Raw genomic sequence first — 24610 nt, 5'->3', positions numbered from 1 at the left:
TCTCCGTCGTACCGTTCGCTGGACACGCGTTCTGGGAGGTTTCGTGCGTACCTGGCTCCGGTCGTGCTTCGCCGCCGTCACCGTCAGCGCCACGCTGGTCGCGACCGGGCTCCCGGCCGCCGCCTGCGGCGAGGACGACAAGCCCGCGGTCCCGGCCGCGCGCACCCTGGGCGATCCGGGGGCGATCAAGAACGTCAAGGCCGTCGGCAGCGTCCCGGACGCCGCCGGCGCCATTTCGATCAACTTCCTCGACTACGGCCGCCGCGACGTCATGGTCGTGTCCGGCGAGTTCGGGCTCAAGGTCTACGACCTGACGAAGAACCCGGCCGCGCCGAAGCTGGTCGGGCAGGTCAGCCTGCCGGGACTGTGGGAGACCGAGGACACCGAGGTCGACCAGAACCGCAAGCTGGTGTTCCTCTCCCGCGACCCGCGCGCGTTCGGCGGCACGACGCACACCGGCGAGTCCGGCATCTACGTCGTCGACGTCTCGAAGCCCGAGGCCCCGGCGATCCTCAGCTACACGAAGGTGCCGGCCGGCCACACGACCAGCTGCGTCGACGGCTGCCGCTACCTGTGGACCGGCGGCCCGGCGAAGGCCGACGACCAGCCCGCCGACTGGGGCGGCCGGCCGATCTGGGTGACCGACATCCGCGACCCGCGGCACCCGAAGGTGAACCCGCAGCCCATCGAGCTGGCCCGCAACGACGGCAAGACCGACTACGTCCACGACGTCCAGGTGGACGACGACGGCGTGGCCTGGGTTTCCGGCCGCGGCGGCGTGCGCGGGTACTGGACGAACGGCGTGCACCGCGACCCGGTGACTAACAAGGTCCGCCGCGCCACCGCGCACGAGCCGGTGCCGTACGCGGGCGGCGGCATCGCCGAGACGGCGGCGCCCTCGCGGTTCATGCACAACAGCTTCCACCCGGCGGGCCACCGCATCGGTGACGGCGCGTGGCGCGGGCAGGACCTGATCTACGCGACGGAGGAGAACTTCGTCGACGGCTGCGCGGGTGACGGCGTCCTGACCATTTCGTCGCTGAAGGGTTCGTACCACGGCGAAGGCTGGCGTTCGACGCCCGAACAGCCGTTCCGGTTGCAGAGCGTCGGCACCTGGGGCGTCAACGGCCAAGAGGGCAGCGACCCGGCTTCGGACGACTGTTCGGCGCACTACTTCGACGTCCGCGGCAAGGTCCTGGTGCAGTCGTTCTACGCGCAGGGCACGCGGTTCCTCGACGTCAGCGACCCGACGAACCCGCGTCAGATCGCGTACTACCGCCCGGCCGACGCGAGCGCGTGGGCGCCCTACTGGCACGGCAAGTACGTCTACGTCGCGGACAACGCCCGCGGCGTAGACGTACTGCGGCTGACCGCCTAGGACTTCAGCCAGACCGCGGTGTCGGTCGGCAGTTCCGTGCCGACCGGCCCGCTGGCCAGCAGGACCTCGCCCGCCGGCAACGGCACCGGCGAGGCCGAGAAGTTCAGCGCGAACGTGAACTCCGTCCCGATCCGGAACGCCAGCACGCCTTCGCCGAGGGAAAGCCATTCGAGCGAACCCGCCGGCAGGTCACGCCGGAGCCGCAGCCCGGCCCGGTACAGCGACAGCATCGAGTCCGGGTCCGCCGCCTCGGCCGCGGCCGTGTACGCCTTCCACTCCTCCGGCTGCGGGAGCCACGCGCCGCCCGAACCGAAGCCGAACGGCGGCTCGTCGCCCGACCACGGGATCGGGACGCGGCAGCCGTCGCGGCCCGGATCCTTACCACCAGTCCGGGCCCACACCGGGTCCTGCCGCAGCTCGTCGGCGATGTCCAGGACCTCCCACAGCCCCAGCTCTTCGCCCTGGTAGACGTACAGGCCGCCGGGCAGCGCCAGCGTCAGCAGCGCCGCCGCCCGCGCCCGCCGGGTGCCGAGCGCGCGGTCCACCGGCAGCTCGTGCAGCCGGTTCGCGAACGAGAAACCCGTGTCGCCCTCGCGGCCGTAGCGCGTCACGTGCCGCGTGACGTCGTGGTTCGAGAGCACCCACGCCGCCGGCGCGCCGACCTCGTCGTGCGCCCTCAGCGTCCGGTCGATGACGTCGCGGAAGCGCGCCGCGTCCCACGGGCAGACCAGGAAGTCGAAGTTGAACGCCGAGTGCAGCTCGTCGCGGCGCAGGTAGCGCGCCGCGCGGGACATGTCCGCCAGCCACATCTCGCCGACCAGCACCCGTTCGCCCGGGTAGCTGTCGACGATCTTGCGCCACGTCCGGTAGATCTCGTGCAGGCCCTCCTGGTCGGAGAACGGCGTTTCGTCGCCGTCGGCGACGTCGGGCAGCGCCGGGTCCTTCACCAGGCCGTCGGCGACGTCGATGCGGAAGCCGTCCACCCCGCGGTCGAACCAGAACCGCAGCACGTCCTCGAACTCGGTGCGGATTTCGGGGTTGTCCCAGTTGAAGTCGGGCTGGCGGGAGCTGTAGAGGTGCAGGTACCACTCGCCGTCCGGCACGCGTGTCCACGCGGATCCGCCGAAGCGCGACTTCCAGTTGTTCGGCGGCTCGCTGCCGTCCGGCCCGCGGCCGGGGCGGAACCAGAACCGTTGCCGCTCCGGCGATCCCGGGCCCGCCGCGAGCGCGGCCTGGAACCAGCGGTGCTCGTCGGAGGCGTGGTTGGGCACGATGTCGATGATCACGCGGATGTCCCGGGCGTGCGCCTCGGCGATCAGCTGCTCGGCTTCGGCGAGCGTGCCGAACAGCGGCTCGATGTCCCGGAAGTCGGCGACGTCGTAGCCGCCGTCGTCCATCGGCGACGGGTACCACGGGGTGAACCAGATCGCGTCGATCCCCAGGTCGGCCAGGTGGTCCAGGCGGGCGCGGACGCCGGCGAGGTCGCCGACGCCGTCGCCGTTGCCGTCGGCGAAGCTGCGGATGTAGATCTGGTAGATGGCCGCGCTCCGCCACCAGCCGGTGTTGTCGGTCACGAAAGTGCCCCTCCTAATCGTTGTGGAAAGGTCAGCCCTTGATGCTGCCGGCGGTCAGCCCGGCGAGGATCTGCCGCTGGAACGCCAGGAACAGCGCCACCATGGGCAGGCTGGCCAGCACCATCCCGGCGACGAGCACGTTGAGCGGCATGTCGATCGCCACCCGCTGCAGCATCACCGAGAGCGTCTGCTTTTCGGTGTCCGGGAACACCAGCAGCGGCCAGATGAAGTCCTTCCACGCGGTGACCACCGCGAGGATCGACACCACGGCCAGGATCGGCCGCGAGATCGGCAGGATGATCCGCCAGAGCGTGCGCACCGGCCCGGCGCCGTCGATGCGCGCCGCTTCGATGAGCTCGTCCGGGATCTGGTCGAAGAACCGCTTCAGCAGGTAGATGTTGAACGCGTTCGCGGCCGCCGGGAGCCAGACCGCGGTCGGCGAGTTGATCAGGTTGAGGTGCAGCAGCGGCAGGTCCGTCACCGTCACGTACGTCGGCACCAGCAACGCTGTCGCCGGCAGCATCAGCGTGGCCAGCATCAGGCCGAGCACGACGTTGCCGAACTTCGGGCGCAGCTTCGACAGCGCGAACGCGGCCGGGACGTCGATGGCCAGCTGCGCCAGCCACGCACCGCCGGCGACGACGAGCGTGTTGAGGAAGTACTTGCCCAGGCTCAGCTGGTTCCACGCGTCGCCGAAGGTTTCCGGGTGCCACTCGTGCGGGACGAGCGTCGCCGGTGTCGCGGCCAGTTCCTGTGGTGACTTCAGCGCGCCCGTGATCGCCCAGTAGAGCGGGAACATGAAGGCGAGGATGAACACCGCCAGCGTGCACGCGAAGATCACGCCGTAGACGACCTTGCCGCGCGGGCTGCGCAGCGCGCCGGGGGAGACGAGGGTCCTCATGACTGGTCCGCCTTCCGCGTCAGCCGGACGTACCACGCCGAGAACACGCCGAGCGCCACGAACAGCAGCAGGCTCATCGCGCTCGCCGAGCCGAAGTCGTTGTAGACGAAGGCGTACCGGTACAGGAGCAGGAGCACGGTGACCGTCGAGTCGTCCGGCCCGCCGCCGGTCATCACGTACGGCTCGGTGAACACCTGCATGGTCGCGACGATCTGCAGCAGGAGCAGCACCAGCAGGACGAACCGCGTCTGCGGGAAAGTCACGTGCCGCAGGCGTTTCCACAACCCGGCGCCGTCCAGTTCCGCGGCTTCGTAGAGCTCGCCCGGAATCGTGCCGAGCGCGGCGAGGTAGATGAGCGTGGTGCTGCCCATGTTGGCCCACGTCGAGACGAAAACCAGGGAAAGCATCGCCGTGCTGCTCGAATCGAGCCACTGGCCGCCCGGCAGGCCGACCGCGCCGAGCGCGGAGTTGAACAGGCCGGGACCCGGGTCGTAGAACCACTTCCACATCAGTGCCGTCACGACCGGCGGCAGCATCACCGGCAGGTAGACGGCGAGCCGGAAGAACGCCTTCGCGTGCCGGATCTCGTTGAGCAGCACGGCGGTCAGGAACGGGACGGCGAACCCGAAGACCAGCGCGAGCCCGGTGAACAGCAGTGTGTTCCGCCAGGCGACGCCGAAGAGCGGGTCCTCGAACAGGCGCTGGAAGTTGTCGAACCCGACCCAGGTCGGCGGGTTGACGAAGTCGACCTGCTGGAAGCTCAGCAGGACACCGCGGACGATCGGGTACCACGAGAACAGGGCGAACACCACGAGCGCGGCGCAGAGCAGGCCGTACGCGGTGAGGTTCTCCTTGATCTTGCGGCGGAGCTTCGTCCGACGGCGTTCTTCCGGGGAGGCGACCGGCCGCCGGGCCCGCGACGAAGACGTCGCGGGCCAGGCGAGCAGGCTACTTGACCTGGGCGAGGACACTGTTGACCTTCGAGGCGGCCGACGACAGCTGCTGGTCGAGGTTCGCGTTCTGGTCGGTCAGCACGGCCTGCATCACGCTGTCGAGCGCGGCGTAGATCTGCTGCGCGTTCGGCGGCTCGATGCTGCCCTTGATCTTGCTGGTCGTGTCCACGTAGGACTGGAAGTTCTTCGCCGGAACGTTGGCGTACTTGGCCTTCAGCGCCAGCTGCTGCTCGCGCACCGAGCCCGTCCAGACGTCCGGGGTCGGCTCGGCGGGCAGGCCGACCGGCTGCTTGCCGTCGACGTACTGCTGGATGTGCTTTTCGAAGCGGTCCGGGTTGAGGTACTTCCACTGGATCCACTCGAGGCCGGCCTTGATCTTTTCCGGCGAGGCCTTCGGGTTGATCATGTAGCCCTCGCCGCCGAGCAGCGTGCCCTGGCCGCCGGGCATGCCGGCGACGCCGTAGTCCTCGTACTTGCCGTTGAACTGCTTGACGAGCACGGGGACGTTGTCCGGGGCGGCCATGTACATGCCGAGCTGACCCGCGCCCATCATGCGCTGGACGTCGGTGGCCTCGAGGAGCTGCTTGGCGCCCATCGAGTTGTCGGTCCAGCGCATGTCGTGCAGGTACTGGAGGGCCTGCTTGCCCTTTTCGTTGTTGAAGTCGGCGACCCACTTGCCGCCGTCCTTGCGGGCGATGTCGCCGCCCATCGAGTACAGCCAGCCGGTCATGTGCCAGCCGCCCTGGTTGTTCTTGCTGTAGTCGGCGTACCCGACGACACCGTTGCCGAGCGCGGCGATCTTCTTCGCGTCTTCACGGACTTCGTCCCAGGTCGCCGGCGGCTTGTCGGGGTCGAGCCCGGCCTTCTGGAAGAGCGGGCGGCTGTAGACGAGACCCATCGTGTAGTTCATCGTCGGCAGGCCGTAGAGCTTGCCGCCGGCGTCCCGGAAGTTGTCGAGCAGTTCCGGCTTGATGTCGTTGATGTGCGGGACGCTCTTCGCGGCTTCGGTGATGTCGGCGGCTTGGTGCCGCGCGATGATCTGCGCGGGGTCGGTGAAGTAGACGTAGTAGACGTCCTCGAGCTGCCCGCCGGCGAGCTTCGCGGAGAACGTCTTCGGGTCCATGAACCCTTCGTGCGGATCGATGTCGATGTTCGGGTGGGCGGCCTCGAACTCCTTGACGTCGGCGTCGAACACGCTGCGCTCGAACGGCTGGCTGGTCGGCGGCTGGCCGGTGACCGTGATCTTCACCTTGCCGCCGGTCTGGGCGGCGGTGTCCCCGTCACCGCAGGCGGCCAGTGAGAGTGCCAGGCCTCCCGCGGCGATCAGGCACAACGTGCGGCGGGACACGGATCGGGACCAGGGACTGCTCATCTCAAGCCTCTTCTCGGGGTCGCGACGGCTGTCACGTGATTGCGGTCACTCTAAAGTGTGAGAGCAGATCGACGCAATAAGACGACGAGAAGTTGCAAGTTACGAACAGGCTGCGGGCGGCTGGTGTTCGGCAGGGCACGTGGACATGCTCAGGAGCGCGACGGCTCGGAAGCTTGTCGCGCTCCTGGGGGTTTGCGGGGACGACGCTGCCGCGGGGCGGCGGGGCAGGTGCGCGCGAGCCGGCAGCGCCCCGGCCCGAGCGCCCCAATGTGGCCTTGGTTGCGTCTGACGCACCCAATGTGGCCTTCGGTGCGTCAGACGCAACCAATGTGGCCTTGGGGCGCTTGGGGCCGGGTATGTGAACGTGCGCGGCGGCTCGCGAGCCGCCGCGCACTTCGGGTCACGGCGATCCGGTCAGGTGGCCGACCCGGGCTCGCATGGCATGAACGACTCGTTCGTGGCGTCCGGCGCGGTGAACGACTCGTTCATGCCATCGGTCAGGCGGTGTGGCGCCCGCGAGCGGCCGTTCCGGCGAGGGCGGGTCAGGCGGTGCGGCGGGCCGTGGACCCGCGCACCACCAGCTCCGGAGCGAACAGCAGCTCCTCGGCCGCCACCTCACCCCCGTTGATCCGCTTCACGAGCAGCTCCACCACCGCCCGCCCCATGGCCTCGATCGGCTGGCGGGTCGTCGTCAGCGGCGGGTCCGTGCAGTTCATCAGCGCCGAGTCGTCGTAACCGACCACCGAGATGTCCTCCGGCACCGACAGCCCCTGCCGGCGCGCCGCCCGCACCGCCCCCAATGCCAGCAGGTCGCTCGCGCACAGCACCGCCGTCGCGCCGCGGGGGTACAACCGCGCCGCCGCCGCGTGGCCGCCCTCGATCGAGAACATTCCGTGCTCCACCAGCTCGTCCAGGACCGGCAACCCCAGCTTCGCCGCGTACGACTGGAACGCCGCCAGCTTGCGCTGGGACGGCACGTGGTCCGACGGCCCCAGCACCAGCCCGATCTTCTCGTGCCCCAGGGAGCTCAAGTGCCCGACGACCTGCTCGACCGCCACCGCGTCGTCGCACGACACCTGGGGCAGCCCCAGGTGCTCGACCGCCGCGTTGATCAGCACCGTCGGCAGCCGGCGCTCGACCAGGTGGTGGTAGTGCGAATGGACCGCGTCCGCCTGCGCGTACAGCCCGCCGGCGAACACCACTCCCGACACCTGCTGCTGCAGGAGCAGCTCGACGTACTCCGCCTCGGACACCCCGCCCGCGGTCCGCGTGCAGAGCACCGGCGTGAACCCCTGCTGCGCGAGGGCGTTGCCCATGATCTCCGCCAGCGCGGGGAAGATGGGGTTCTGCAGCTCCGGCAGCACCAGCCCGACCAGGCGGGCCCGCTCGCCGCGCAGCTGCGTGGGGCGCTCGTAGCCCATCACGTCCAGCGCGGTGAGCACGGCGGCCCGGGTGCTGGCGGACACCCCGGACCGGCCGTTGAGCACCCGGCTGACCGTGGCTTCACTGACCCCGACCTGGCGGGCGACTTCGGCAAGACGACGCGTCATGAGTGAAACTTTACAGCAACTGGGCGCAAAAGTATGACAAGCCCGTACCGGTCCAGGAGACCGGTACGGGCCCGTCCGAACGCCGAGCTACGAAGCCGCCACCTCGAACTCGGACACCTGGCCCGCGGGCCAGCCGGTGTTACCGGTGAACGTCAACCGGACGAAACGTTGCGACGTCGCCGTGAAAGACGCCGACGCCGTGTTGCCGGATGCCGGGTCGAACGCGTAGCCGCGCGAACCCACCAGCGTCGTGTACGAACCGCCGTCCGTGCTGCCCGAGATCGTCACCGTCTGGGTCCGCGCGCCCCACGCCGACGACGGCGGCAGGCGCAGCGTCACCTTGTTGATCGACGCCGCCGCGCCCAGGTCCACGGTCAGCGTCTGCGGGAACGCGTTGTTCGCGCTCTCCCAGTACGAGTTGGCGTCCCCGTCATTCGCGTTCGACGGCGGGAAACCACCCACGGACGCCGACGCGCTGATCGCCTTGCCCCGCGCGAGGTTGCTGCCGGACGTCGGGGGCTGCGGCGGCCCCGAGTTCGGCGCCGGCCACGTCGAGCAGTCACTCCACGTGCCGGTCCAGCCGCTGTTGCCGGACCCGCCGAACGTCATGCGGGGGATCGAGGTCGGGTACGGGCAGTTGTACGTCCCGGTGACGCCGACGCCGGACGCCGTCAGGTTGCTGATCGACACCGACCCCTGCGTCTGCGACTGCGCCACGAACGTCCCGACGCCCTGCACCGAGACGCCGTCGATCGTGATGCCCTGGATCTGCTTGCCCGCGCCGTTGCCGTCGATGAACTGGATCGCCTCGTACGGGCTCTGGATCGCGGTGAACCCGGTGACGCGGATCGTCACGCCGGTGATCGCCTGGTCGCGCGCGTCGAACCACAACGCGCCGACGCCGAACTTCCAGTTCGGGTCGAGTGCCCCGGCTCGCAGCGCCGTGTTGTTCGACAGTGTCACCGTGCCGCCCAGCGGCACCGAGTTGAACCGGTTCGCGACCAGGTACCCGCCGCCGAGGGCGTTGGTGTCCTGGACCAAGTTGCCGCTCACTGTGTTGTTCGAGCCGCCGTACAGCGCGATGCCGTTGGCCAGGTTCGGCTGCACGACCGTGTTGTTGACCAGCGAGTTGCCCGAGTCGGCCTGGCCGTTGGACCACAGCGCGAGCCCGTCGTCGCCGTTGTTGCGCAAGTAGTTGTTGCGCAGTGTCGAATTGGTTACCGCGCCGTCGAAGTTCACGCCGTCGGCCTGGGTGTCGAGGATGCGGTTGTTCTCGATCGTCAGGTTCGACGACGCGCCGTTCATCAGCCACAGCCCGCACTTCGTGTCCTGGATCCACAGGCCGCTCACGACCGAGCCGGTGCCGAGGACGCCGTGGAACGCGTTGTCGGGGCTGCCGTCGTTCCGCTCGGTCACGTCCCCGAAGACCGCGAAGTCGTACAGCTTGATGTTCCCGGACGCGCTGCCGTTGTTGAAGATGTTGTTGCCGTGCAACACCGTGTACCACTGACCCGCGCCGCGGACCGTCGTCTGGTCGATCTGCAGAGCCGACCCGATTTCGAACCGTCCGGACGGGACCCAGACCTCGCGACCCTGTGACCGCGCCGCCGAAAGCGCGTTCCGGAACGCCTGCGAGTCGTCGGAAGAGTCGTTCGCCGTGGCGCCGTAGTCCGTCACCGACAACGCGGCCGACGGCTTCGAACCCGCGCCGCCGACCTGTTCGAAGTCGGCGAGGTCGATGGTCGCCTGGCCGACGTCACCGGAGTTCGCCTGCACCCGGACCTTCGCGCCCGCCGCCAGGTTCTGCCCGAGCAGCAGGCGTGCGTCGTCGAAGAAGTGGTGCGTCTTCGAGCCCGTGATGAAGCCGGTGTCCACATAGGTGTAACGCGAGGTCACGGGCAGGGCGAGCGTGGACCCGTTGACGGACACCGAAAGCCGGCCGGACGAGCCGTCGGGCAGGTTGTAGTGGACGTTGATCGAGTTGGCCGCCGCGGGCAGCGTGAACTCGACGTACTGGCCGGTCGTGATCCGCACGGCCTGCCGTCCGGACGCCTCCGAAGCGATGCTGCCTTGCGTGTAGTCGGGGCCGACCGCCGAGCCGTTCGTGGCGGAACACTCGGCCTCGACGGTCCGGAACGGCACACTCGCGCCGCCGGACGCCGTCGTCGGGCAGGTCGCGGCCGCGGCGGGGACACCGCCGGACAGCACGGTCAGGCCGGACGCGGCGAGCGCGACGGCGAGCAGAGCGGGAATGCGGGACATCGTCATCACCTCTCAGGACGAATAGGCTTCGAGTTCGGACAGCTGCCCGGCGGGCCAGCCGGTGTTGCCGGTGAAGGTCAGCCGCAGGGTGCGGGCCGACGTCGCCGGGAACGTGATGGTCGCCGTGTTCCCGGACGCCGGGTTGAACGTGTAGCCGGCGGCCGCCTTGACGCCGTCGACCGCGATCGTCTGGGTGCGGGTGCCCCACGCCGAGGACGGCGGCAGCTTCAACACCAGCCGCGACACGGAAACCGTGCTCCCGAAGTCGACGGTCAGCGACTGCGGGAACGCGTTGTTCGCGCTCTCCCAGTAGGAGTTCGCGTCCCCGTCGACGGCGTTCGAAGCGGGGAAGCCACCCTGCGAACCGGACGCCGTGACGCTCTTGTGCAGCGCGAGGTTCCCGGCCGGCTGGGTCGGCGTCGTCGTGGTGGTCGGCGGTGTGGTGGGAGTGGTCGTCGCGGTGCCGCCGTTGTCGGAGCCGTACACCGGCGTCGGCCACGAGCCGCAGAACGTCGTCGTCCAGCCGGAGTTGCCGCCCTGGTCGGCCAGGCCCGCCATCGCGTCCGGACCCATGCAGTTGTAGACACCCGCGCGCCCGACGCCGGTCGCGACGACGTTCTTCACCGAACCCGTCGGCTTGGCCTGGATCTGCCACGCGAACGTGCCCGCGCCAGTGATCCGGACGTTGGTGAAGTGCACGTCGGTCGTGGCGCTGTCGATGAACTGGATGGCCTCGTAGTTGTTGTCCTGCAGGTCCAAGTCGGTGACGTCGACGCGGCCGGTGATCGCCGAGTCGCGGCCGTCGAACCACAGGGCGCCGACGCCGAACTGCCAGTTCGAGTCGAGCACGCCGGTGCGGATCGCGGTGTTGCGCGCGACCGTCGTCGTCCCGGACAGCGGCACCGCGCTGAACCGGTTGGCGATGTGGATGCCGCCGCCCTGGTCCTGGTTGTCGGCCACGACGTTGTCGGACACGGTGTTGTCGTGCCCGCCGTAGATCGCGATGTTGTTGGCGAGGATCGGCAGCAGCACGGTGTTGAACGAGAACGTGTTGTGGTGGTCGGCGTCGTGCTCGGACCACATCGCGAGGCCGTCGTCGCCGGTGTTGCGCAGGAAGTTGTTCGTCACCGTGACGTTGCTGATGCCCTGGTGCAGGTTCAGCCCGTCGGCGGTCTGGTCGAGGATCCGGTTGCCGGACACGGTGAGCCCGTCGAACGGCCCGTCGAGCCACAGCCCGACCTTCGTGTGCTGCAGCCACAGGTTCTGCACGACCGAGCCGCCGCCCAGCGCGCCGCCGATGGCGTTGGACTGGTCGCAGTCGACGCGGGCGTCGACCTGGCCGATGATCGCGAAGTCGTACAGCTTCACCGCGCTGCTCGTGCCGGGCACGGCGGCGTTGCCGGGATACGTCGACGTGCCGCAGCTCGCCGGTTCGCCCTTGCCGAAGATCCCGGCGCGTGGCCCGGTCAGCACGGAGTACCAGGGCCCGGCGCCCCGGATCGTCACCTGGTCGACCGTGATGTGGTGGCCGAGGGTGAAGGTGCCGGAGGGGATCCACACCTCCTTGCCCTGGCTCTTCGCGGCCGCGACGGCGGAGTCGAACGCGCCCGCGTCGTCGCTCGTGTCGCCGGCCGTCGCGCCGTAATCGGTGACGGAGACCGAGTTCGCCGGTCGCGTGGCCGCCGCGCCGACCTGTTCGAAGTCGGCGAGGTCGATCGTCGCCGGGACGTCGCCGGCGTCGACCTGCAGCTTGACCTTGGTGCCGGCCGGGTAGGACGTGCCGAGCAGCGCGCGGGTTTCGTCGTAGAAGTGGTGCGCGTGCCCGTCACCCGGGTTGTTCGTGAAGGGGTAGGAGCCGTAGTACCAGGCCCACTTCGACGTCAGCGCGATGTCGCGGTTGTGGGTGCCGCCGACGTAGAGCGAGATCGTCCCGTTCACCGAATCCGGGACACTGAACCGGAAGTCGATCGAGTTCGCCGGGGCGGTGAGCGTGAATTCGACATACTTTCCCTGGCCCGACAGCGTCACGGCTTTGCGGCCGGACGCTTCGCCGGCGAGCGTGCCCGCCGCGCGGTTCGGGCCGATGACCGAACCGTTGGTGGCAGCGGTTTCCGCTTCCTGTTCGACGAAGGGGACGCTCGCGCCGCGGCCGGCCGCGAGGGCCGAATTCCCCGCGGGAGCGGCGGCGATCGTGAGTCCGGCGGCGGCGATCACCGCCGCGGCTAGTGCTCCGTATCGGATTCTGGGCGCGCTGAAGACAGAGCTGGGAGACATGGGCGGCACTGGCCTTTCCGCAGCAGGTGGGGACCTCTGTGATCCGGATCATACGAATCCTGGACAGGAAATCGCAATAGTTGGACTAACTTACGCAAGTTTGCGACAGGAATTGACGACTGCGCCGGATGTCCGACGTTCGGTTGCGCCCTGCGGAGCAACGTCCTCGCGGGCGCGCCGCGCTGATAGTTTTCAGTCATGAGCCAGCGACGTGCGGACGGCAGCGCCGGGGACGCGGACTACGGCGCGATCGGCGGGGTCTACACCGACTACCGCAAGCCGGATCCCCGCATCGGCCAGTACATCCTCGACGCTCTGGGTGACGCGCGGACCGTGCTGAACGTCGGCGCGGGCGCCGGCGCGTACGAACCCGAAGACCGCGAAGTGACCGCCGTCGAGCCGTCCGCGTCGATGCGCGCGCAGCGCCCGGCGGACCTGCCGCCGGCGGTCGACGCGGTGGCCGAGAAGCTCCCGTTCCCGGACCGCGCGTTCGAGGGTGCGATGAGCACGTTCAGCGTCCACCAGTGGAACGACCTGTGGACCGGGCTCAAGGAGCTGCGCCGGGTCACCCGCGGCCCGATCGCCATCCTGACCTGCGATCCCGCGCTGCTGCGGCGGTTCTGGCTGCTCGACTACGCGCCCGAGGTGATCGAGACCGAGGCGCGGCGCTACCCGTCGGTCGACGACATCGCCGACGGGCTCGGCGGCCACACGTCGATCGTCGGCGTGCCGATCCCGATCGACTGCACCGACGGCTTCAACGAGGCCTACTACGCCCGGCCGGAACGCCTGCTCGACCCGGGCGCGCGGCTGTCGTGCTCGGCGTGGAGCTTCGTCGACGACCGCGTGCACCACCGCTTCGCCGCCGAGCTGCAGCACGACCTCGACGACGGCACGTGGGACCGCCGCTACGGAAGGCTGCGCGAGCAGGAGACGTTCGACGGCTCCCTGGTCCTCGTCGTCTCGGACCCGGCGTCGTGACGCCGCCGCCGTTCGACCCGGAGCTGGCGCCCGTCGTCGAGATGCTGCGCGCCCTCCGGCCGCCGCTGGCTTCGCTCGACGACATCCCCGGCCGGCGCGAGCTGAACGCGGCCGAGCACCGGACCGTCGAGGAGCTGGCCGCCGCCTACCCGGCGCACAAGGTCGCCGAGGAGCACGCGGGGGACGTCCCGCTGCTGGTCATGACCCCGGAATCGAGCGCGGGAGTCCTGTACTACGTGCACGGCGGCGGCACGATCGTCGGCAGCCACCTCGGCGCCGACGTGCCGAACCTGCTGGCCTGGGCCGGCGAACTGGACCTGACGATCGTTTCGCCCGGCTACCGGCTCGCCCCCGAACACCCGTACCCGGCGCCGGTCGAGGACTGCTACGCCGGTCTGGTGTGGACGGCCGAGCGGTTCGCCGGCCCGCTGGTGCTCGGCGGGATCAGCGCGGGCGGCGGGCTCGCGGCGGCGACCGCGCTGCTGGCCCGCGACCGCGGCGGGCCGTCCCTTGCCGGGCAGCTGCTGCTCTGCCCGATGCTCGACGACCGCAACGACACCGCGTCGGCCGTCGACCTCGACGGCCGCGGGTTGTGGGACCGCACGGCCAACAACGTCGGCTGGACGGCGTACCTCGGCGGCCTCGACGAGGTCCCGGCGTACGCGGCCGCGGCCCGCGCGGCGGACCTTTCGGGACTGCCGCCGGCGTTCCTGGACGTCGGCACGGCGGAGACGTTCCGCGACGAGGTCGTCGCCTACGCGAGCCGCCTCTGGCAGGCGGGCGGCGAGGCGGAGCTGCACGTGTGGCCGGGTGGCTTCCACGGCTTCGACTCGCTGGCACCCGAAGCGCGGCTCAGCCGGGCAGCGCGCGCCGCCCGGCTGACCTGGTTGCGGCGCCTACTCGGCCAGTAGGTCCTGCAGCTCCCGCACCGCGACAGCCAGCTCGTCGGCGAAGCGGTGCATCTCGGCCGACACGTGCTTCGGCGTGCTCAGGTAGATGTTCCACCGGTCCGGCAGCAGCACGTACGCGATGCCGATGCACTGCGGGCTCGTCGAACCGAACCCGAAGTACTGGATGTTGACCGACGGCGCCGAGCTGGTGCTCAGGTAGTCGTCGCGCGACTTCAGCCAGCCCGGCGAGGAGTACAGCGGCAGGTCCGCGGCGTCTCCACGGCGCTTCGCGATCAGCTGCAGCTCCCACAGGTGCTGCTCCGGCGCGTCCCCGGCCTGGCACTCCTTCGCCCGCGAAACGTGCTTCGCGGCCGCGGCACGGAACGCGGCACGCTTTTCCTCGAGAGAAGCTTCCGAAGAGGTCATCACGTCGGCGAAGCGCACGACCTCCGGCGTCACGACCCGCATCGCTTCGGTGCGGCCGTTCTGGAACTGCCGCGTCGCGATCGACTCGTACGTCGCGCCCGTCAGGCCCTTCGCCCGGCGATGCGCGAGCTGGTACGACATCTGCGCGAAGGCGTCCGGGGACATCCCGAGCTCCTTCGCGCGGTTGGCGCCGACGTCGAACGACACGGTCTGCGTCGCCGTCGCGTCCGCGTACGCGCGGAAAGCCGCCGCTGCCGCTTGAGCGTCTTCGCGGAGAGCGTCGGTCAGCGTGAACTCGACGACTTCGTAGCCCGGCACGCCCTCAGCCGCTTCGCGCTCTTCGCGTGAGCCGCTCAGGAGAGCGTCGGTGAAGCCGAGGATCGTCGTGCCGTCGAGTTCGCAGTGCTCGACGTTGATGCCCGCGGTGCCGTCCTCGAACACGATCAGCGACACCGCCTTGTCGTACCACCGGTTGTCGCCGTACAGCAGCCGATCGCCGGCTTCCAGCGCGTCCGACGGCGTGAAGTCGTCCAGGCACAGGCAGAACAACGCGGTCTCGATGGTCTCCAACGCGTCGGCGTTGCCCGCTTCGATGAGCGCGGCCCGCGAAGCCGCCCACTCCGCGCGCGCCTTCGTCGTGAAGGGCCCGGCCGGGACGTCGGTGACGTGGTCGTCCTTGAGGATCGCGCGCAGCCCGTCGGCCAGCTGGGCCGGCGAGTACGGGCGGCCGTCGTCGGCGAGGACGTCCAGGCGGAACGGCGTTCCCTTCGAGAACACGACGATGTGCCGCTCGGGTGACGGGAACCGCGTGCGCGCGGTGTCGATCAGCGCGCCCGGGATGCGCGTGGCCGAGAACAGGTACTGGTGCTGGACCATCGACTGCGGCGTGCCGCGCAGGAGCACCGGCGGCACGAGCTGGTCGTCGAGCTTCAGCTTGTAGTCCACGGCGGACGCGGTCAGCTCGGCCGCGCGCTCCACCTGGCCGAGCGGGGAGTCCTGGAACAGGAAGAAGAAGTTGGCGTTGAGCGCGATCCGGTCGCGGCGGCCGAGGTAGCGGTACGGCCAGAACGTGTCGAGCCAGCTGCGCACGCCGGGCGAGCGGTCGTACTCCTCGAGCGCGGCCTGCAGCTCGGGCCCGGGGCCTTCGAGGAACTGCGCGAGCGCCGTCTCGGTTTCGGCCAGCTCCTCCGGCGTCAGCAGCGGGGCGCACCACTCGAGGAAGCGGCGGCCGCTCGCCTCCAGCGTGGGGACGGGGACGCGGGGGAGCCGGTCCTCGTTGCCGAAGGTGCGGGTGGACCAGTCCGGACTGCTCACGATCATCCTTCTTCGTCGAAGTTGCCCAGCGCGGTGGCCAGAGCGGCTGCGCTGTCAGGTCGGGAAACATACAGCTGTGCGTAGAGCCGGCCGTCGGATTCGAGCCCGGTCGGGTCGACGCCGGCGGTGTCGAGGGTGTCGAGGATCTGCGCCTGCTCCTCGGCGGAGGCGAACCGCCGCTGCCGGAACACGCCCGGGACCTGTGCGGTCTCGTACCCGAGTCCGGCCAGGCTGTCGGCGACCGGCTCGTAGGAGAACATCCGGAGCACGAAGTGCGCCATCCACGGCCGCGAGCCGCGCGCGATCCGGGCGATCGTCTTCTCCGTGACGTAGCCGACGCAGCCGGTCGAGATCACGAGGTCGACGTCGTCGAGCAGCTTGCGCTGGGTGCTGTCCGGGTCGTCGCTTTCGAAGTCGGCGTGGATCGCCTCGTCGAGGAACCCGGTGGAAAGCGCGTACTCGAGCGCCGGCGCCGACGCGTCCAGGCCGTAGAACCTCGCGCCACCCGGATCGGTGACGCGGGCGCGGTCCGCCTCGATCAGCTGAGCGTGGCTCGCCGCCCGCACGTCCGGGGCGGTGTAGTGCGCGTAGAGGTCGTCCATCGTGGCTTCGCAGCGCCTCAAGGCCGCGTTGACGCCGTACGAGCAGCCGACGTCGAGCACGGTCGGGCGCTCGGCCGGGTGCTCGCCGATCAGCTTGGCGAAGTACGGCTTCGCCAGCTGCGGGATTTCGTAGCCGACGCGGCGCAGCGTGCCGAAGAACGGCCGCGGGTCGGGTGCGGTGTAGATGTGGTCGAACGAGATCTTGCCGGTCGAGTCGAAAGGCACTGGCCAGGCTCCTGATCTTGTCGAGATCTAGTCGAGCAGCTCGTCGCCCCGGTCGGTGCGCCCGGCCAGGTGGGTGGGCAGGACCCGGCCGAACAACTGCCTGGTCCGCTCCGCGCTGCCGATGACCCCCGGGCGCTCGCTGTAGGCGAAGATCGCGGAATGGCGCGCGACCTCGCCCTTCACCGTACTGACCCGGTGCAAGGCGAAGCGTCCTTGGAAGAGCTGCAGATCACCCGGACGGAGGCCGAGGCGCTGGACCGGATGGGTGCCGTCCTCCCGGATGACGGCCCGGACGGCCGGGAAGTTCTCGTCCGCCGCGGACCGGATGCCGGGGCAGTACTCGAAGGTCCCGCCCGCTTCGGCGGCCTGCGTCAGCATGCTGACGGTGTAGGAGTTCGTGTCGAAGTGCCACGGGTGCGCGCGGCCGGGGGCGATCACGTTGAGCGTCAGCCCGGAGAGCGGGTCGGCCAGCTCGTGCAGCTCCGGCAGGCCGAAGCAGTCGGCGACGAACTTCTGGAACAGCGGGCTCGTGTAGAGCCGGGCGATGATCGACGACGCGGGGATGTGGTCCCGCGCGACGAAGGCGTTGCCGCGCTCCATGATCGTGCGGCCCGGGTGGTCCTCGGGCAGCGGCTCGCCGATCGCCGTGTTGTAGGCGTTGACCTTCTCGATCTTCGTGTAGGCGTGCGGTTCGAGCGCGGCGCACTCCGCGCGCAGGACGTCGTGCAGTTCGGGCCGGATGAAGTCGGCGAGCACGCTGCACCCGACGTCGGCAAGGCCGGCCCGGGTGCGCCCGACGGTCTCGCGCCACGCGGGACCGTTCGGATCGGTGAGCGGGTAGCGGTCGGTGTCGACCATTTCCAGTGGCGCTACGGAGGTGCTCATCGAGGTCCCTTCCGGCGGGTGAAGGAACAGAGTTAGCACAGACTCCCGCTGGTCAACCGTCGGTTTGTGAGCGGTGACACAGGGTCGTCAGGCCCCGACTTCGGTGGCCCACGAGCTGACCGTGACGGTGTCCGTGGTGCCCAGATCGGTGTCGAGCGGCTGCTTCTGCGCGGGCTCGCCCGGACCGGGCACCACCGCGATCGCCGCGCCCGTGCGCGGGTCGCCGCTCGTGACGGTCGCCGACCACGCGAGCACGGCCACGACCTTTTCGCCCGGCTGGACGGTCAGGTCCTGCGGGCCGAGGTCCCGCGCGAAGTACGAAGTCCCGTGTTCGACCTTCACCTCGAGCGGCGAGCCGTCACCCGCGAGGATCTTCAGGTCGGGGTAGCCGGTGACCTTCCGCGGCGCGGTGTCCCGGTTGGTCAGCGTCAGCACGCTCGCGCGGTGCCCGAGCCCGGCCTCGACCTGGCCGACCGAAAGCGAGAGACCGGCCGACGGCGGCGGCCCGTACGTCGGGCTCGGGGCAGGCGTCGGAGTCGGTGCGGGAGGTGGCGGTGTGGCAGCGCAACCCGCGAGAAGCGCTACTGCCAAAAGTGGTGCGAAACGAGAAACCCCCATGCGCCGGAAGCGTAGCGGGCGCCCCGGAAGGCGCCCGCTACGACCTCACGGAGTCAGCAAGGGCAGCAGCGGCTTGCGCACGGCGGTGGCGACGCCGTCCGACGCCTCAGCGGCGGCGACGCGCTCGGCCGAGGGCCGGCCGTACCCCGTGGTGCGCTGGACCAGCGGCCGGCCGAGTGGTTCGACCATCTCGCGCATGTCGCTGATCGTCTTGTACGACCCGTTGGACGCGCCCGCCATCCGGCTGATCGTCTCCTCCATCAGCGTCCCGCCGATGTCGTTGACGCCGCCCTGCAGCACCGCGCGGCTGCCTTCGACGCCCAGCTTCACCCAGGAGCTCTGGATGTTGTCGATCATGCCGTGCAGCAGGAGCCGCGACAGCGCGTGCACCGCGCGGTTCTCGCGCACGGTCGCCCCGGCGCGGGCGAGCCCGGCGAGGTAGATCGGCGAGCTCTGGTGGATGAACGGCAGCAGCACGAACTCGCTGAACCCGCGCCGCCCGTGCTTCTCCAGGCCTTCGCGCTGCAGCCGCGCGAGGAGCTTGAGGTGCGCGACCCAGTGCGCCGGCGTGTCGACGTGGCCGTACATCATCGTGGACGTCGTCGGCAGCCCGACCTCGTGCGCCGTCGTGACGACCTTGATCCACTCCGACGTCGGCAGCTTGCCCTTGGTCAGCACCCAGCGGACGTCGTCGTCGAGGATCTCCGCGGCCGTGCCCGGCAGCGAGTCCACGCCGGACTCCTTGGCCTTGATGAGCCAGTCGCGGAGGGACAGGTTGGTCCGCGAAGCGCCGTTCACGACCTCCATCGGGCTGTAGGAGTGCAGGTGGATCTCCGGCTGCCGGCGTTTGACCTCGGCCGCGAGGTCGAAGTACGCGGTGCCCGGCAGGTCCGGGTGGATGCCGCCCTGCATGCAGATCTCGGTCGCGCCCGCGGCCCACGCCTCGTCGACGCGGTCGCCGACCTGCTCCAGCGAGAGCGTGTACGCGTCGGCGTCGGTGCGACGCTGCGCGAAGGCGCAGAAGCGGCAACCCGTGTAGCAGACGTTGGTGAAGTTGATGTTCCGCGTGACGACGAACGTGATGTCGTCGCCGACGGTCTCGCGGCGCAGGTCGTCAGCGAGCCGCGTGAACGCGTCGAGTTCGCGACCGTCGGCGTGCAGGAGCGCGAGTGCCGCGTCGTCGGAGAGCCCGGCCGGGTCCTTTTCCGCGCTGCGCAACGCTTCCAGGATGTCCGTGTCGAACTTGGCCGGCCCGGTCTTGATCCGGTCGCCGATCTCCTTCCAGTCCCCGTACACGGAGTCGAAGTCGCTGCGGCGGTCGTCGGTGCGGCCGCTGGTGTCGATCTCGGTGTGCAGGTCGGTGCGCCCGGACTCCTGCCAGCCGCCGTCCGGCTCCTGCCACGGGATGCCGACCGGCATCGCGTCCTCGCGGGCCATCCCGGTTTCGTAGTCGACGAGCGCGGCGACGTGCCGCGTGATCCGGGGGTCCAGCCACGGTTCGCCGGCCTTGACGTACTCCGGGTAGATGGTCAGCCGTTCCTTGAGCTCGAACCCGGCCTTCTCGGTGCGGCGAGCGAGCTCGTCGATCTGCGGCCAGGCGCGTTCCGGGTTGACGTGGTCCGGGGTCAGCGGCGAGACGCCGCCCCAGTCGTCGATGCCGGCGCGGATCATCAGGTCGTACTGGCTGCCGATCAGGTTCGGCGGCGCCTGGATGCGCATCTTCGGGCCGAGCACTAGCCGCGCGACCGCGATGTTCGCGGCGAGTTCTTCGAGGTCGGCGTCCGGCGTCGCGCGCATCTTCGTGTCCGGCTTGGCCCGGAAGTTCTGCACGATGACTTCCTGGATGCCGCCGTAGGTCTTGGCGACCTTGCGGATCTCGAACAGCGCGTCGGCCCGCTCTTCGTGCGTCTCGCCGATGCCGATCAGGACCCCGGTGGTGAAGGGGACCGAGCTGCGGCCGGCGTCTTCGAGCACGCGGAGCCGGACCGCGGGATCCTTGTCAGGCGAGCCGTAGTGCGGGCCGCCCTTCTCGCTCCACAGCCGCGTGGCCGTGGTCTCCAGCATCATGCCCATCGACGGCGCGACCGGCTTCAGCCGCTGGAAGTCCTGCCAGGTCAGCACGCCCGGGTTGAGGTGCGGCAGCAGGCCGGTCTCCTCGAGCACGCGGATGGCCATCGCGCGGACGTAGGACAGCGTGTCGTCGTAGCCGTGCGCGTCCAGCCACTCGCGGGCGGCCTTCCAGCGGTCCTCGGGCCGGTCGCCGAGGGTGAAGAGGGCTTCCTTGCAGCCCATCTCGGCACCCTTGCGGGCGATGTCGAGCACCTCGTCCGGGGACAGGAACGGCGATTCGAGCCGGCCGGGCACGGTGACGAACGTGCAGTAGCCGCAGCGGTCGCGGCACAGCCGGGTCAAGGGGATGAACACCTTGCGGCTGTAGGTGATGATCCCGGCGCGCCCGGCCTCGGCCAGGCCGGCGTCGCGGATGCGGGAGGCGTACTCGGAGAGCGTCGTGAGGTCGTCGCCGCGGGCGTGCAGCAGGACGGCCGCTTCGGTGACGTCCAGTGTCTTCCCGTCACGCGCCCGGGCGAGCGCGCGGCGCATCGCGGAGGCGGTCGGAGTGGTGGCGTCGGGTTCGGGTCCCATTCCGCCCACGCTAGGACCGTCCTCACGCGACCAGCCAGTGTGTGTTGCGCACCCGGCCGCGGTTGTACCCGGACGTGATCGTCGTCGCAGGTCACCGCGGTGCCGTGGTTGTCGATCAGCCGCTCGACGTGTATTACCTAAAGGGTGGCATCGGTGGTCGGCAAGAAGATCGGCGGACGGACGTACTACTACCTGGCGGAGTCCGGCCGCGTCGACGGCAAGCCGCGGGTGGTCACCCAGCGCTACCTCGGGACGGCCGAGGAGATCGCCCGCGCCGTCCCCGGCGGCGAGCCGGCGTCGACGTCGTACCGGCCGTACGGCGACGTCGCCGCGGTGTGGTCGACGCTCTCACGCTTGGACTTCGTCAACCGTGTCGACGACGTCGTGCGCGCGAAGCCTTCGCTGGGGCTGACCCTCGCGGTCGCGGTGCTGCACCGGGCGACCGCACCCGCCACGCCGCTGCCCGAATGGTGGACGGCGGGGCCGGCCGCCGACCTCGTCCGACCCCGGTTGTCCACAGTGGATGGAATCTGGAAGGCGCTGGAACGCCTTACGCCGGAACGGATCGCGGGGATCGAGGACACCGTCGCCTCGGCCGTGCTCGAGGCACTCGACGACCACGCGGCGCTCGCGGTCGACGTCCCCCAGTTCGCCGCGTTCGCCCCGGCGGACTGCACGCTGCCCTCGGCGTGCCAGGGCGTCCTCGCCGGCGTCGGCCTGCGGGTGACCCGCGACGGCGCCATCCCCCTCAAATCGCGGCTGTACCGGCGCGACGACGGCACGGCACCCACGTTCGCCTCGCTCATGGCGGGACTGGGGCCGGCGACGCTCGTCTTCCACTCCGGCCAGGCCGCCCAGCTCGACCTCGGCTCACGCAGCGGGTTCGTCGGGTCGCTGCCGCTGACCGACCACCCCGAGCTGCTCACCCAGCCCGCGTCCGCCCGCAAGCGCGTCGACCCCGAGCGGTTCGCCGGGCTGACGGCGCTGGACACGCACGCCGTGGTCGACGGCGTCCGGCGGCGGGTGGTCCTGACGCACTCGGCGACGCTGCACGCGGCGCAGTCCCGCGCGTTCGCCGACGAGCTGGCCACCGCGACCCGCGAGCTGGACGGCCTGGCCGAGGCGCTGGCCGCGGGCACCCACCGCGGCGACCGCGCCCAGGTGCACGCCGAGCTGGGCCGGGTCACGCGCGGCCGGCGCATCGAGCGCGTGCTCACCGCCGTGCTGAGCGGGAACCGGCCCGGCGAGATCCGGCTGGAACGGCGGATCGACGCCGCCGCGCTGGCTCGGCTCGACGAGGAGTTCTTCGGCAAGCAGGTGCTGGTCACCGACCGGGACTGGCCGATCGGCGACGTCGTCACGGCCTACCGCGCGCGCACCCACCTGGAGTCGACGTTCCGCTGGCTGACCGGCCCCGCCGTGACCGGCCCGACGCCGCGCTGGGAGTGGACGCGGCAGCGCATCGAGGCGCACGGCCTGGTCTCGGTGCTCGCGGCGACGATCACCCACCTGATGCGGCGCGAGGCCGACCGGGCGGGGATGAACCTGTCCGTGCGTGAGCTGCTCGACCAGCTGGCGGGCATCGGCGAGCTGGTACTGCGCTACCCGTCCACCGGCGGGCGGCCGCGGGCGAAGCGCCTGCTGACCGAGTTGGACCCGGAACAGCAGGCGCTCGCCGACCTCTTTCAGCTCTCGCGGTAGATCTGCAGCGCGGAGAAGCTCTGCACCACCGGCATCAGCTCGATGACGTTGATGTTCACGTGCTTCGGCTGGCTCGCCGCCCAGTAGACGGACTCGGCGACGTCGTCCGCGGTCAGCGGGGTCGTGCCCTCGTAGACCTTGTCCGCTTTCGCCGCGTCGCCGTCGAAGCGGACCTTCGAGAAGTCCGTGCCGCCGACCATGCCCGGCTCGACGTTCGTCACCCGGACGCCCGTGCCGTGCAGGTCGCTGCGCAGGTTGAGGCTGAACTGGTGGACGAACGCCTTGGTCGCGCCGTAGACGTTGCCCCCCGGGTAGGGGTAGGTGCCGGCGATCGAGCCGATGTTGATGACGTGACCGCGGCCGCGTTCGACCATGCCGGGCAGCAGCGCGCGCGTGACGTGCGCGAGGCCGCGGACGTTCGTCGCGATCATCTGGTCCCAGTCGTCGAGCTCGGCCCGGTGGGCGGGCTCGAGGCCCTTCGCCAGGCCGGCGTTGTTGACCAGGACGTCGACGCTCTTCCACTCGTCCGGAAGGTTCTCGACGGTGGATTTGACGGCGTCGGGGTCGCTGACGTCGAGGGTCACGGGCAGGACGGCGTCGCCGAGCTCGCCGGCCAGCTTCTCGAGCTTGTCCTCGCTGCGGGCGACGGCGACCACGCGGGCGCCCTCGGCGACGAACCGGCGCGCGATGGCGTCGCCGAAGCCGGCGCTGGCGCCGGTCACGAACACGGTCTGCTGGGTCATGGGGTGAACCTTTTTCCGGTCAGGAAGGCGCTCAGTGCCTCGTCGAACTCGGTCTCGCGCTCCAGGTTAGGCAGGTGGCCCGCGCCCTCGACCACCACCAGGGTCGAAGCCGCGATCTCCCGGTGGATGAGCTCGGCGTCGGCGACCGGGGTGAACTCGTCCTCGCTGCCGACGACCACCAGCGTCGGGACGTCGATGTGCTTCAGCGCGGGCGTGTAGTCGGGGCGCTCGGCACGTCCCCTGAGTGCCGCCGCGGCTCCTTCTTTCGGCGCGTCGCGCATCATGCGGCGGACGTGGGCCTCGACGTCGGGCCTGCTCGCGCGGGTCTGCTTCGAGATCATCTTGGGGAGCAGCTCGTCGGCGTAGCGCTCCATGCCCTCTTCGGCGATCCGGTCCGCCGTGTCGTAGCGGGCCTGCTTCGCCTCCGGGGTGTCGAGGCCGGGGAAGGTGTCGGCCAGGAGGAGGGCTTTCACCCGGTGCGGATGGTCGTTGGTCAGCTGCATGACTATCTGGCCGCCCATGGAGAGGCCGCCGAGGACGAAGCTCGCCAGGCCCAGGTGGTCGGCCAGCTCCACGAGGTCGTTCGCGAAGACGTCGAGGCCGGTCTTGGTGTCAGTGGTCTTGGTGTCGCCATAACCGCGGAGGTCGGGGGTCACCACCCGGTAGCCGCGCTCGGCCAGGTACTCGGCCTGGGGGCGCCACATCGAGCGGTCGAAGGGGTGGCCGTGGACCAGGAGGACCGGGCGCCCGTCCCACGGGCCGAGGTCGTCGTAGGCGAGGTTCATGCGGCCGACGTTAAGCGGAGCACTGACGCGGAGCAATACGGTGCAATGTAGTCGGAGCAATGTTCTTTCGCTGGCGCTCCCGGGCGGTTCGGGGCAGACTGGGTCGCGGGCGGGCTTCGTCATGGGGTCTGACCTGCGCTGATCTTGTTAAGGGACCCCCCTGTTCCGGGCCCTTTCGGGGCATGTAAAGTTCTCCAAGTCGCCAGGGAAACCGAGCGACAGGGACACGAACCAAGCTCTCGCAGAAGCGATTGAGTGGGTGGCCCACCAAAAACTGCTAGAAATAACTCGCTTCGAGTAAGGCCGCTTGACGGCGGTGCGACTCGAGGTGTGTTGCTTGAGAACTCAACAGTGTGCTAGTGAACTAAGCCAGTAGAGCTTATATATAACCTCGTATGAGGTTCCTTTGAGAGCATTAACATTGCCTCGATTAAACTATTCATTGTTGGAGAGTTTGATCCTGGCTCAGGACGAACGCTGGCGGCGTGCTTAACACATGCAAGTCGAACGCTGAACCACTTTCGGGTGGGGAT

The 24610-nt window shown here is 69.9% G+C and carries 18 protein-coding genes and 1 rRNA gene; 5 read left to right on the top strand and 14 right to left on the bottom strand.

What is annotated here, in order from left to right:
- Nucleotides 1-43 precede the first annotated feature (43 nt).
- Nucleotides 44-1378, top strand: a complete 1335-nt coding sequence (locus tag BLV96_RS42300; RefSeq protein WP_086673408.1) for an LVIVD repeat-containing protein — start codon at nt 44-46, stop codon at nt 1376-1378.
- Here BLV96_RS42300 and BLV96_RS42295 read toward each other — a convergent pair.
- The 7 genes from BLV96_RS42295 to BLV96_RS42265 form a co-directional block, all read right to left on the bottom strand.
- Complete coding sequence (locus BLV96_RS42295; RefSeq protein ID WP_086673406.1) at nt 1375-2952, bottom strand: glycoside hydrolase family 13 protein; 1578 nt, start codon at nt 2950-2952, stop codon at nt 1375-1377. The two genes, BLV96_RS42300 and BLV96_RS42295, sit on opposite strands and share 4 nt — an antisense overlap.
- Before the next feature lie 31 nt (nt 2953-2983).
- Nucleotides 2984-3853 carry a carbohydrate ABC transporter permease gene (locus tag BLV96_RS42290; RefSeq protein ID WP_086673404.1) on the bottom strand — a complete coding sequence of 290 codons (870 nt, stop codon included), beginning with the start codon at nt 3851-3853 and terminating at the stop codon, nt 2984-2986.
- Nucleotides 3850-4824: a carbohydrate ABC transporter permease gene (locus tag BLV96_RS42285; protein WP_086673402.1), complete on the bottom strand. Its 975-nt coding sequence runs from the start codon at nt 4822-4824 to the stop codon at nt 3850-3852. Before BLV96_RS42285 ends, BLV96_RS42290 begins: the two co-directional genes overlap by 4 nt.
- Nucleotides 4802-6178, bottom strand: a complete 1377-nt coding sequence (locus tag BLV96_RS42280; protein WP_086673400.1) for an ABC transporter substrate-binding protein — start codon at nt 6176-6178, stop codon at nt 4802-4804. The genes BLV96_RS42285 and BLV96_RS42280 overlap by 23 nt, the downstream gene beginning before the upstream one ends.
- A gap of 542 nt (nt 6179-6720) precedes the next feature.
- Complete coding sequence (locus BLV96_RS42275; protein WP_086680988.1) at nt 6721-7728, bottom strand: LacI family DNA-binding transcriptional regulator; 1008 nt, start codon at nt 7726-7728, stop codon at nt 6721-6723.
- A gap of 87 nt (nt 7729-7815) precedes the next feature.
- Complete coding sequence (locus BLV96_RS42270) at nt 7816-9996, bottom strand: discoidin domain-containing protein (protein ID WP_086680990.1); 2181 nt, start codon at nt 9994-9996, stop codon at nt 7816-7818.
- A 6-nt stretch (nt 9997-10002) separates the two neighbouring features.
- Nucleotides 10003-12264: a discoidin domain-containing protein gene (locus BLV96_RS42265; protein WP_086680992.1), complete on the bottom strand. Its 2262-nt coding sequence runs from the start codon at nt 12262-12264 to the stop codon at nt 10003-10005.
- Nucleotides 12265-12462: 198 nt separating this feature from the next.
- Between BLV96_RS42265 and BLV96_RS42260 the strand changes: the two genes are divergently transcribed.
- Nucleotides 12463-13245: a class I SAM-dependent methyltransferase gene (locus BLV96_RS42260; protein WP_086680993.1), complete on the top strand. Its 783-nt coding sequence runs from the start codon at nt 12463-12465 to the stop codon at nt 13243-13245.
- The gene (locus tag BLV96_RS42255; protein ID WP_086680994.1) at nt 13242-14156 is read left to right on the top strand and encodes an alpha/beta hydrolase fold domain-containing protein; all 915 of its coding nucleotides are present in this window, start codon (nt 13242-13244) and stop codon (nt 14154-14156) included. The genes BLV96_RS42260 and BLV96_RS42255 overlap by 4 nt, the downstream gene beginning before the upstream one ends.
- Here BLV96_RS42255 and BLV96_RS42250 read toward each other — a convergent pair.
- The 5 genes from BLV96_RS42250 to BLV96_RS42230 all read right to left on the bottom strand — a co-directional run bounded on the left by BLV96_RS42250 (nt 14142) and on the right by BLV96_RS42230 (nt 20848).
- Nucleotides 14142-15881 carry a choline/carnitine O-acyltransferase gene (locus BLV96_RS42250; protein WP_167379918.1) on the bottom strand — a complete coding sequence of 580 codons (1740 nt, stop codon included), beginning with the start codon at nt 15879-15881 and terminating at the stop codon, nt 14142-14144. The genes BLV96_RS42255 and BLV96_RS42250 overlap by 15 nt on opposite strands.
- The gene (locus tag BLV96_RS42245) at nt 15878-16702 is read right to left on the bottom strand and encodes a class I SAM-dependent methyltransferase (RefSeq protein ID WP_086680995.1); all 825 of its coding nucleotides are present in this window, start codon (nt 16700-16702) and stop codon (nt 15878-15880) included. The genes BLV96_RS42250 and BLV96_RS42245 overlap by 4 nt, the downstream gene beginning before the upstream one ends.
- Nucleotides 16703-16729: 27 nt before the next feature.
- Nucleotides 16730-17587: a HalD/BesD family halogenase gene (locus tag BLV96_RS42240; RefSeq protein ID WP_086680997.1), complete on the bottom strand. Its 858-nt coding sequence runs from the start codon at nt 17585-17587 to the stop codon at nt 16730-16732.
- A gap of 87 nt (nt 17588-17674) precedes the next feature.
- The gene (locus BLV96_RS42235; protein WP_086680999.1) at nt 17675-18205 is read right to left on the bottom strand and encodes a DUF4232 domain-containing protein; all 531 of its coding nucleotides are present in this window, start codon (nt 18203-18205) and stop codon (nt 17675-17677) included.
- Between the two features lie 45 nt (nt 18206-18250).
- Nucleotides 18251-20848, bottom strand: coding sequence for a bifunctional FO biosynthesis protein CofGH (locus tag BLV96_RS42230; RefSeq protein ID WP_167379917.1), 2598 nt, complete (start codon nt 20846-20848; stop codon nt 18251-18253).
- 153 nt (nt 20849-21001) lie between these two features.
- On the opposite strand from BLV96_RS42230, the gene BLV96_RS42225 reads away from it, so the two are divergent.
- The gene (locus BLV96_RS42225; RefSeq protein WP_086681003.1) at nt 21002-22549 is read left to right on the top strand and encodes an IS1634 family transposase; all 1548 of its coding nucleotides are present in this window, start codon (nt 21002-21004) and stop codon (nt 22547-22549) included.
- Here the strand turns inward: BLV96_RS42225 and BLV96_RS42220 are convergent.
- Both BLV96_RS42220 and BLV96_RS42215 read right to left on the bottom strand, forming a co-directional pair.
- Nucleotides 22534-23292 (bottom strand): SDR family oxidoreductase, encoded by a 759-nt coding sequence (locus tag BLV96_RS42220; protein ID WP_086681005.1) that lies wholly within the window; start codon nt 23290-23292, stop codon nt 22534-22536. The two genes, BLV96_RS42225 and BLV96_RS42220, sit on opposite strands and share 16 nt — an antisense overlap.
- The gene (locus BLV96_RS42215) at nt 23289-24077 is read right to left on the bottom strand and encodes an alpha/beta fold hydrolase (RefSeq protein ID WP_086681007.1); all 789 of its coding nucleotides are present in this window, start codon (nt 24075-24077) and stop codon (nt 23289-23291) included. Before BLV96_RS42215 ends, BLV96_RS42220 begins: the two co-directional genes overlap by 4 nt.
- Nucleotides 24078-24519: 442 nt before the next feature.
- Here BLV96_RS42215 and BLV96_RS42210 point away from each other — a divergent pair.
- Nucleotides 24520-24610 (top strand): 16S ribosomal RNA (locus BLV96_RS42210); the annotation flags it as partial.

The organism is Amycolatopsis pretoriensis (assembly GCF_900107925.1).
GTDB lineage: Bacteria > Actinomycetota > Actinomycetes > Mycobacteriales > Pseudonocardiaceae > Amycolatopsis > Amycolatopsis pretoriensis.
The sequence above is the reverse complement of the archived record's forward strand: the minus strand, read 5'-3'. Positions and strand labels throughout refer to the sequence as shown.